General features: G+C 57.0%; 7 protein-coding genes and 1 pseudogene. 6 read left to right on the top strand and 2 right to left on the bottom strand.

Features of this window, described 5'->3' with window-relative positions:
* Positions 1-175 precede the first annotated feature (175 nt).
* A pseudogene (locus CK222_RS31115) lies at positions 176-1,159 on the bottom strand (IS66 family transposase); the annotation flags it as partial.
* Positions 1,160-2,035: 876 nt separating this feature from the next.
* Between CK222_RS31115 and CK222_RS31110 the strand changes: the two are divergent.
* Both CK222_RS31110 and CK222_RS31105 read left to right on the top strand, forming a co-directional pair.
* Entirely contained in the window at positions 2,036-3,022 is a 987-nt protein-coding gene (locus CK222_RS31110) for a 2-oxoglutarate and iron-dependent oxygenase domain-containing protein (RefSeq protein ID WP_095802970.1), read from the top strand.
* Positions 3,023-3,692: 670 nt separating this feature from the next.
* Positions 3,693-4,259: an SET domain-containing protein-lysine N-methyltransferase gene (locus CK222_RS31105; RefSeq protein WP_095802969.1), complete on the top strand. Its 567-nt coding sequence runs from the start codon at positions 3,693-3,695 to the stop codon at positions 4,257-4,259.
* Between the two features lie 918 nt (positions 4,260-5,177).
* Here the strand turns inward: CK222_RS31105 and CK222_RS33605 are convergent.
* Positions 5,178-5,426 (bottom strand): hypothetical protein, encoded by a 249-nt coding sequence (locus tag CK222_RS33605; protein ID WP_348628826.1) that lies wholly within the window; start codon positions 5,424-5,426, stop codon positions 5,178-5,180.
* Between CK222_RS33605 and CK222_RS33600 the strand changes: the two genes are divergently transcribed.
* The 4 genes from CK222_RS33600 (at position 5,413) to CK222_RS32105 (ending at position 9,243) form a co-directional block, all read left to right on the top strand.
* The gene (locus CK222_RS33600) at positions 5,413-5,958 is read left to right on the top strand and encodes a hypothetical protein (RefSeq protein WP_348628825.1); all 546 of its coding nucleotides are present in this window, start codon (positions 5,413-5,415) and stop codon (positions 5,956-5,958) included. The two genes, CK222_RS33605 and CK222_RS33600, sit on opposite strands and share 14 nt — an antisense overlap.
* Positions 5,959-6,494: 536 nt before the next feature.
* Positions 6,495-7,223, top strand: coding sequence for an SDR family oxidoreductase (locus CK222_RS31090; protein WP_095802967.1), 729 nt, complete (start codon positions 6,495-6,497; stop codon positions 7,221-7,223).
* Positions 7,224-7,570: 347 nt separating this feature from the next.
* The gene (locus CK222_RS31085; protein WP_095802966.1) at positions 7,571-8,806 is read left to right on the top strand and encodes an ATP-grasp domain-containing protein; all 1,236 of its coding nucleotides are present in this window, start codon (positions 7,571-7,573) and stop codon (positions 8,804-8,806) included.
* Between the two features lie 161 nt (positions 8,807-8,967).
* Entirely contained in the window at positions 8,968-9,243 is a 276-nt protein-coding gene (locus CK222_RS32105) for a hypothetical protein (protein ID WP_141247179.1), read from the top strand.
* Positions 9,244-9,582: the final 339 nt, after the last annotated feature.

Raw genomic sequence — 9,582 nt, 5'->3', positions numbered from 1 at the left:
AATCGCTGTCCGCGAATTACTGAAATCACTGTCCGGGATTTAGCGAAAAGGGTGTCCGGGAATTACCGAAACACGCAGAGATAAGGCGCGCACTACACCGCGCGCATCTTCCGAAAGCCAAAAGCAGCCCGAGCCGTAGGGGTGCGCATCAGGCGGCAGCGGCACGCTCCGCGGCCGGCGACAGGCCGTTGATCGCGCGCTCGATATCGAACAGGACATCGATGCGCTTCACGGCTTCAACGGCGAGCGAATAGACCAGGTTGGGCTTGTCGCCGCGCGCCTTCTTGCGCGCCGCCGCTTCGATATCGGCCAGCTCGAACACTTTGCGCCGGCTGTGGGCCCAGCAGTTGGCTATCGGCGAGAACAGGCGCCGGCTGACGACCCGTCGCATAGAGATCGCCATAACCGCCAAAGGCATCGGCCTGCAGAATGCCGCTCCAGCCGGCGAGATGCGCCGCGGTATGTTCGCCTCGACGATCGCGGGAATAGTAGAACACCGCCGCCGGCGGATCGGCGCCGCCGAACGGTCGGTCATCGCGCACATAGGTCCATAGTCGGCCCGTATCGGTCTGCCCTTGGCAAGGAACGGCACCGTCGTGTCGTCGCCGTGCAGACGTGAAGCGCCCAGCACATGGGCTTCGAGCCGCTTGAACAGCGGCATCAGCGCCGCAGCGCCGGCGCCGACCTGGTCGGCGAGCGTCGACAGGCTGAGCGGCACGCCTTCGCGGGCATAGCGTTCAGCCTGGCGGTTGAGCGGCTGATGCTGGCCGAACAGGATCATCGCCAGCAGGCCGGGGCCGGCCCAGCCCCGCGGGGTGGCGTGGAACGGCGCCGGAGCCTGGCTGATCGCCTTGCAGTCGCGGCAGGTGAACTTCTCCCGCACATGTTTGATCACCTTCCATTGCCGCGGCACCACCTCCAGCGTCTCGGTGATATCCTCACCCGGCTTGCGCAGCCGATGACCGCCGCACCAGTGGCAAGCGGCCGGCGCCGGCTCGACCACGCGTTCGCGCGGCAGGTGCTCGGGGAATGGCTGGCGCGCCGGTCGTTTGCGCACATAAGGCGCCACCTCGGTGATCCGGGCCGCGGCCTGTTCGGCGGCGATCTCGTCTCCAGTCGCCGTGCTCTCGAGCTAGGTGAGTTCCATCTGATCGTGCAGGCCACCGAAACGTTCAAAACTTTGACCATGCAGCGCGGCTGCAGGTGGCACGATCTCGTCTAGAGATCAAAGTAGGCTTCGCTCGCTCACCACGATGTTAGTGCAGTCCGGGTTACACTTGACAGCCATGCAGAACTGACTGGAGCATCCACCTCCTGGCACACGCGTCGGGAACGTCGCTCCTGATGTACAGGGATGAGGCGAGATAGACGGGGCGAGCGTCCCGGCACTGAGCCTGCTGCCAAAGCGCAGGATGAGTTGGAGCGCATCTGACATCCGGCGGCAGGTTCGTCATTACGCGGAAATCGGCTGCTTCGGGACCGCAAGGGCAGCCCTACGATGGCCTTGGGCCCTTGACGCTCAAAAACACAGGAGCGCGCGCTGGATCTCCCCCCAGCTCTCCGAATGAGCTGCGGGGGGCCGCGCTCCCCGGCAACGTCAACCTACAGCAGCTTCAGGACCTACAAGGTAGGTTTGTCGCCAAACATACACTCCGGGCTAGGGCCGACCTGTCATCAAGCGTCAGCCTAAATAGCGGAAAACACCCATAAAAGTATTTTCTTGGACGTCCTCTGGCCCAATTGGCACGAGCTTTGATGCTTCACTTGGCAGTTTGGCAGGTGCAGACGGCGCGCTGCTCATAAGGCCCCTGAACGTAGGAGCTGCCATGAAAACCGTGGATAAGCACACAGAACGGGGCCAAACCCCACGACAGCGCTCAAAACGCCCCTTCCCTCGACGCCGACGTTTGTCACTTGACCCTTTTATCGCGGATGGGCCGACGCCTAAAGGACCGCCTCACATTTCTCGACGTTTTCTCACGTTTCCGCTCTCGAACAACCCAGGGTAAACTCCCCATTGTCAAACAGGTGTATAATGCCCAAAGTCAGGCTCGACGATAAGTTGAAAGCAAAACGCGAGAGGTTCGAAAAAATACCGTTGGTTGATATAGGCCCACTTCTCGATGGAACAAACAAACAAGGGGTTTCTCGCGAGATAAGGTGGGCGCTGTCCAACGCGGGCTTCATGTATGTAAAGAATCACAGTATTCCGCAGGATTTAATCGATTCAGTTTTCTCGGCAAGCCGCAAATTCTTTGATCTGCCATTATCGGAGAAAACACTACTGCATATCAGCAATTCAGATGTGGCCTTTCGCGGATACATTGAGCCGTTCGGGGAAAACACCGATCCTGGCAAGACCAAAGATCTTAAGGAGTGCTTCGACTTCGGACCTGAACGTTCGGTGTTGGAAGGTCCGTTTTTCGGTCCTAACCAGTGGCCTTCAAGTTGGCCCGAGTTTCGGGAGCTGACATATGGATACCATCAAAGGATGGTGGCCCTCGCAAAAAAACTTCTGCAGGGAATTGCGCTCAGTCTGGACCTGCCCGAGAGCTATTTCGAGAATCTCATGCGCAACCCGATAAGCATTCAGCGCCTGCTCCACTACCCGCCGCAGAGCGGGCATGTTAGCGAGGACATCATCGGAATTGGCGCCCACACAGACTATGGCAATTTGACCATACTGGCACAGGATGACGTGGGCGGTCTCCAGGTCCTGAACCGAGATGGCGATTGGGTACAAGGCACGCCGATCCACGGTACCTTCATAATCAACATCGGCGACCTAATTCAGCGGCTCACCAACGATGTCTATCTGGCCAACATCCATCGCGTTGTGAATAGCTCAGGGCGCGAGCGATACTCGGTCCCCTTCTTTATCGACGCCGACTTCGATGCGATCATCGAGCCATTAAAATCATGTGTTACGGACAGCAACCCACAGCGCTACCACCCGGTAACTTGCGGCGAACATAAACTCCGACGTTTCGCGGCAAGCTACGCTCATTTGGCCAAAGCGTGAGCAAGGCCGCAAGCATCTATCCTAACGGCGAAGGCTGGTGGACATCTTGTCATAGAGCTGCCCGCCAGACTTTGTCAGCTGGACTTCTCGATTCTCGCCTAGAGAGACGCAAAGACTGCGATGCATTTGGTCGCCGTCGGACTCCGCTTCGTTCAAAAGTGCGACCCCGCCAGTTCGATGGCAGCGGGAACGATCATACACCGTCCCTGGGGCGCCGATCAAATCGCCATTCTTCTGTCTTCTGCCTCCCGGTCGAGCCACAGGCTCCTCCAGCACCGCTATTTGCCATCTCGTGTCAGGTTTGTCGGGTCCGCTAGACACGCCGTGTTTAGCCATTCTCTTGTTTGCCTCGGAAATCGCCGCAAGGCATCACGAAATTTCTTCTCCGGCTCGACCCGTAAAATTGGCACGAACTTTGAGCGTTCCTGGTGTGGGGCAGCGGGCGCGGCCGAAAGGCATTCATGTTGGGTAATGGGCCGAACGAAGGAAAACAGGCCGGGCTGAATAATGTTCTTTTGTGGCAAGTAGGCATCGGCAATCCAAAGCTCGTAGCCTCAACGCTGTTTGGGATTGTTAGCAAATGACGCTTCGGAAAAACAGAGGGTGTAATTCTCTACACAATTTAGGAATCTCACCAATTCTTGGACTTTAATTAGAAGGAAAAGCGGTTATGTCAAATCCAAACGTAAGCAAAAACTTGTCTATTTTGACGGATGACGTCGCCTGTGCAAAGCAGATCAATGCCCGCAACGTAAGAATCGTCAGCACGGGTAGCGATAGAGGGCGCGGGGTATTCGCCGCTCGCGATTTCCTGCCGGGTGAAATTGTTGTCATAGGGCTAATTGAGCGGATGGAAACGACACGAACGACGAATTCGTTTCAATTGGGCTGGAATGTCCACGCTCTCTTTCAGGAGCCGGCCGTCATTGTGAATCATTCTTGTGACCCGAACTTAGCGATTGTGCCCAATCGCTTCGGCGCCTACGACTTTGTTGCCATTCGGCAGATCTCTTCCGAAGCCGAGGTGACGTGGAACTACGCTACATCGGAATTCGAGTGCATCGGGGTATCGGTATGTCTTTGCTCATCGAAAAATTGCCAAGGTTCAGCCGGAGGCTTCTCCACGCTGCGTCCTGATCATCCTATGCTCGTGTCCGGATTCTACGCACCATACCTCAAGGAGCACGGGATACCTTCCAAGAGAGATAGGATTGCTTCCAACGTTCGACGTTCATAACAGCTCGAAGTTGTCCAACACCCAAGTTGAGCATGTCCGTCATTTGCTTGTGGTGTTGCCTGAAAGACGCGAGGGTTCGTGAATCCCAGTTTCGCTGCTCCGACCTCTCCGGAGGGGACGGTAGGCCCAAATGTGATTGAAGCGCGCCAACATTGCCGTTGCCGCTTTGGCGCGCAGCAGCCCGGAACATAAGAGCGTTCAGTGCTGTTGTGCCGTGCAAGTGGGAGACGACCTACACGAGCAGACCGCCAGCGGCTGACAAAATGTCCGGTTCAAAACAAACACAGGCAAAATGTCGGCTTCATTACTTCGCGCCTCTTGCGTTACAAGGCTGTCATTCGGCCCTGTTATGCACTCGCTGGGCGTTTCAGCACGCTGGCACAGCCCTTGCTAATCGAAATGCGGCAAAACTGATTGACGGCTGACCGCATCCTAAACCGTATAACGATCGAAACACTCCTTTCAGTCGGCCCGGTGCACCGTCCCAGGAACAGCTTGCGGTAAAGCCGCGCAACCTTGGCATGGCGATGGAGGGCAATATGCTTTTGCAGATAGGGTCGCTGGCTCATTCGAGCAATGTCCAGACTTGGCTGCGCCGCGAGCCCAGCGCACATTTAAAGCCCACCAAACTGTACGTCGTCGTATTTTGGGCAACTGGGACCGAACCATATGTGGCGGGGATGCGCCACCTGATGCAGTTGCAGGAAAGGTTCAAGGACAGTGGGCTCGAGATTATTGGAGCCGCAGCTCATGAACGCGTGCTGACGACGGTTGAGGCGGGAGCCAAGCTGGACGCGGTTGACCGAAAAGTGCTCGAACCCGAATTTCCCGATCGCGTTCGACTACATAGGCGAAATGGAAAAGCCTTGGCTGGAGGCCAGCTCTTTTGCCGCAGCTCCGACCTCGTTTGTGACCGATCTAGATGGCCGCATAGCCTCTATCGGTCACCGGACAGAACTCGATGATGTCTTGCCGAGAGTGCTCAGCGGCAGCTGGCGCTGCGAAAGCTGCCAACGCGAACCAGATCGCGGACGGAGAGCTCACAGCGAGCGAACAAGCGTTGAACAAGTCAATCAATAAGAGATTTTGGGCGGCAGTGAGGAACCAGAACTGGAATACGGCGCTCTCGGCAGTCAAGGAGGGCACCGCCTTGATGCCCGGCGACATCAATTTCCGCCTGGCTTATGCGCACCTATTGCTTCACAGAATGAAGGACATGCGGACCGGATTGCCTGTCATACGCCAATTGGTTCGCGACGCCATTGGAAGGAACTCCGAGGATTGGATGCTGGCAACTCTAGACCAACTCTTCGGTCCGGCGCATGATCACTCGCATTTTCCGTCACTTGAGCGTTTCGCCCTCGGTAACGAGCTGGCAGAGCAGCTCCTTGCACTCAATCCACCGCAAGGCGACGGCCAAAAATTCCGGACGTATCCGGCGGTCGCTCGGTACTATCACGAGAGCGGCAACCAAAATCGCGCGATCGAGTTGGTCGAGTTGGCATTGAAGTCGCTGGACCGTCCGAAACCTATGCTGGGCGAACTGAAACAGCACCTTCTACCGAATTTGCTGCAGGCCTTAGCCAACTACAAGGGCGAGGAGGTTTGTTACGGCAATCTCTGTGCAGCACCGCAAACAACTTTCCTCAAGGCGCGACCGCGCGATGGGCCGAGGAGAAAGCATAAGAAAGATCGATAGCCGATTGGCTTATCGGCCAATTCGTTCATGCGAATGAACCCCATCGCAGTGCTGAACGAAGTGGCATAAGTACAGCATTTTTTATACAAGGATGTTTTGCGGGACGCTTTCGAAGCCCATAAAATCGTACTGGAATGGGATGAAGGCTCGGCACTAACGAAGAAAGAGCTTTGGATGCTTGCATTTCAATTTGAATTGACTATCGGCAACCAATGGGAACGCCAGATTGGCCTCGCGGTACGTGCGCGTGGCGATCAGATCAGGCCGCCAGCGGCGCTGATCGAGAATCTTGACGTTAGTATCGCGGATCCCACGGGACAAACGGTCAGGCATAAGGTGTCCGCGCATTCGGAGGCAGAACTGCCGCTATTCGTCTGGCGGTCGCTCGGGGCGATGCCCACGCCGGTGCTCGCTTCGCCAACCGAACGAAGGGGTCGTCTCGACTGTCGGCCAGAAGGTGTTCGGGTAAAACCGGGCTGCCGCGCGCGACCCATGTACGGCGCGGTAGGCAGGGTGAACCACGAAAGGGCATTCGCATGAAGCCCTTTGTCGGGAGGGTCGCCTTGGTGACCGGGGCCAGTAGAGGGATTGGGGCGGCAATCGCCGATAGGCTTGTTAGCGGGGGAGCCAGAGTTTTTGGGGTTCAGCTTGAAGAGACCGGCGATGTAGAAGCGATCGTAGCGGATCTTTGCGATCCTGGGGTTTCGGACATGGTAATTGACCATGTCGTTCAAAAGGCCGGTCGCCTCGATATCCTCGTCAACAACGCTGGGCGGATGATTGAGGCAAAGGTAGATGAGACGGGGCTGGACGAGTGGCAACGCACAATGGCGCTCAATCTTGATGCTCCTTTTCTGCTGATCCGTCGCGCCATGCCTCATCTTCGGAGAAGCCGCGGCTCCATCGTCAATATCGGCTCGATAGAGGGACTGGCCTCCAACCCAGGGCACGCCGCCTATTGTGCCTCGAAGGCAGGCCTGCATGGCCTGACGCGTGCCGTGGCGGTCGATGGGGGGCCAGACGGCGTGCGCTGCAATGGCGTGGCTCCTGGATGGATCGATACGGATCTCAACACCAATTTCGTCGCCGCGTTGCCGAGGGAGGCGCGAGGAAGGCTGGGTACCATTCATCCGTTGGGACGAACTGGTCGCGTTGAGGAGGTCGCTGCTATGGTCGCATGGATTGCCTCGGACGAGGCTGCATTCGTCACCGGCCAGATCTTTGTCGTGGATGGTGGCCGCACTGCCAAACTAAGTCTTCCATGAAGGTAAGTGGTAATCCGACTTGGGTCGGCCTCATTCTCCGGCCGGATGACGATCCAACATCCGGTTTTTTGAGGGCGGTCCACCTTCGGGTGGCGGATATTGGCGCCTGGTCGGCTGCGACTAACGAGGATGAGAACATGCCTTGGCTGACGAGCACTGGCCGCACCTGCGTGATCAAGAAAAGGCAAGCAGTGTACGCTTGCTGTTGGTGAACTACGTTCTTAGCAGCGCCTGCACCTCGGCGGCGGAGCCCGTTGCCATGGCCTTACAGCTAAGTCTCAAATCGGGGGCAGTACTTCCTTACGCTGCTGGCTGCCGCACACAATGCAACATCGGAGTCCAAGTCAGTGTTAAGCAAAGCGCTCATCCTGGTAGAAGGTGATAGGGGCAATGGTCCGCTCTGCGTCCAAGCGGCTGAACGCCTCGGGCTCCACCCAATTACCTTGGCGGCAGATCCGGATCGGTACGGATATGTTGCGTCGGGAAGCGTTGACGCTATTACCGTTGATACAGCCAATATCGATGCGCTGATTCGCGAGTGTTACGGGCTACGCAGGAGTTATCACATTGCTGGTATTACTGGATTTACGACCGAAGACGTTTTAGTCTCTGCGACAGTCGGTAAGCTCTGCCGGCATTTCGGTCTGCCGGGACCAAGCCCTGTTTCGATTGAACAATGCTCCGACAAATTCTCTCAACGTCAGCTTCTCTCGGAGGCAGGCGTTTCAGTACCCGCATATCACGTCGCATCGAACGGGATGGAGGCTGAGAGCTTTGCGAGTGAGATCGGGCTGCCGGTGGTCGTCAAGCTAGCTTTAGGAAGCGGAAGCACCCGTGCAAAATTGTGCAGAAATCGGGAAGAGTTAGCAGGACACACAGCCACCCTTCTTGGGGTAAAGCAGGCCGCGCGTACTGCTCAACGGATACTGGTGGAGGATTTCATACAAGGACAGCAATACAACGTTAACATGATCGGGAACGAATTAATTGGCGTTGCCATGGTCGAGTTCTGTCAATGGCCGAGTTTGAGCTGTCGTCAGTGGACCTATCCTGCCGTACTGACTGACCATGAATATGAAAAAATCTCCAATGTTTCGCTGACTTGCTTGCATGCACTTGGCCTTGGCTGGGGGCCAACGAACATTGAGCTCCGGTTGACGAAGCGTGGTCCAGTTGTGGTTGGAGTTAACCCGCATCTTCCAGCTTCGCCGGCTCCCGAATTGATTCAGCTGGCTTATGGCGTGGATCTCATCACCGAGCACATCAAACTTGTGACCGGTGTCCAACGCAGCTTGCGGAGAAGCCCGACCGATACGGCGGCCGCGCGGTTTCTGATTTCTGATCGCGACGGAACGTTCAATTGGAGGGATGGCGACACTCGGGCGGCTGCTATCTCAGGCGTGTCCGAGGTCGAGTGGTATATCGAACCTAAGGCGCGGATCGCCAGGAAAGGCGATTGCCGAGACCGCATTGGACATGTCATCGCCGTTTCACCCAGTCATGCTCAGACCCGGATAATACTTCAGCGGGCAGCAGATCTAATCGATTGGTCGATCACACCGTCTCCCACCCTTGGCGAATAAGAACAACCTGCGGGCCTTCCGGTTTTACGGTTTTAGTCGTAAGTACCTGGAATCCAGCACGATATAGCGAGAGCATCGGAGAGGCTGGCAGTGGCGCTCGGCTATCGTCCTGTGTGCGATTGTCGCCAACCTGAGCGTGCCCGTGTACGGCGCGTGTTGAGATGAACGGTGATGGAATCATTGTCCTCGCCGGCGCATTCTCGTTCCCGGGCAACATCTATCGCAGCGAGCCTTCACGTCGCCCGGCAGCTCTACCTGCCGCCCTATGCCGAAGCGCTCGAGTTTATCGCGCCCAATTGCCCTTCGGGCTGATCACGATCGCTGCGCGGGTCGTCAAGACGAAGAAAGAAATCGAGCTGCCGCTGACGAAGCGCCTCGGCAACCTCGGCCTGGCAGAGGCCCTTGTTTATAGAGTCGCCATTGGTTTTCTCCTGTAGTGCCTGATCGAGGATGCCAATGCCGGGATCGAGTTCGTCATCTCAGATGGTTATCGGCGGAAGGACTTTGATGACGTCGCGATTTGGCGCCGAGGATTCGATCAGCAGGCAGTTCGAACGCGACATCGTGCACACGGCCGACAAGGGCCAGTGAACGGCACTTGAGGTCAGCCATCAGACCGCGGCCGCGCTTCTGTTTCAACGGAATTAGGAAATTTCGCAACGAGGCGATCAAGGTGTTCTTGCAGTTTAACGGCCGTCCGCTAGAGCAGATTCGACTTACTCCGGGTCATAGCCGGCTGCCTCGAAATAGTGCCTGCATTCCTCGGCTGTGAAAGC

This window comes from Mesorhizobium sp. WSM3866, from assembly GCF_002294795.1.
Taxonomy (GTDB): domain Bacteria; phylum Pseudomonadota; class Alphaproteobacteria; order Rhizobiales; family Rhizobiaceae; genus Mesorhizobium.
The sequence above is the reverse complement of the archived record's forward strand: the minus strand, read 5'-3'. Positions and strand labels throughout refer to the sequence as shown.